Raw genomic sequence first — 578 nt, 5'->3', positions numbered from 1 at the left:
ACACCGAGCTCTTTGAACGTTCGGCACCGGTGGATCAGGAATTCCTGCTTCAGGATGCCGTTCATCCTTTCAGCCAGCGCATTCTGATAGCAGTCATAGCCATCGGTCATGGATGGCTGAATCTGATGTTTCCGCAACATGCTCTGGTACAGAGAAGAGCAGTATTGAATGCCTCGGTCTGAATGGTGCATCAGGGGCTGATCGCTCACTCGATGGCGGACCGCTTGTTTCAATGCGACAACCGTATCTGAAGCTTTCATCTCACGACTGAGGTTATGGCCTACGATTTTGCGTGAGAATGCGTCAGTGATNATGCAGTTCACACCCTGCCAGCAGGTTAGGGTGCTTCCTCATCCAATGGCGGCTGTTGGTTGTTTTCGTATAATTTTTCTTCGGGCGGACCAATAACTGTTCCTGGCGAAGGTAATCAAACAGGCCGTCTCGACCAAGCTTGATTCCCAGGGTCTGGAATTCTCTGTGCAGCAGGTAGTACAGCTTCCGCGTTCCCAACCTCGGCAGTCGCTTTCGAACCTGCTGCACAAGGGCCTTAACAGGCTCCAATTGAACCTGGCGCATTT

The 578-nt window shown here is 51.8% G+C and carries 1 pseudogene; it reads right to left on the bottom strand.

Annotated elements, in window-relative coordinates:
- Positions 1-578: pseudogene (locus tag ACFOZ5_RS03365) on the bottom strand (DDE-type integrase/transposase/recombinase); the annotation flags it as partial.

Source organism: Marinobacter lacisalsi, from assembly GCF_042651045.1.
In the GTDB taxonomy this organism is placed as follows: Bacteria; Pseudomonadota; Gammaproteobacteria; order Pseudomonadales; family Oleiphilaceae; genus Marinobacter; species Marinobacter lacisalsi.
Note: the sequence above shows the minus strand (reverse complement) of the source record. Positions and strands in the feature narration are given on the sequence as shown.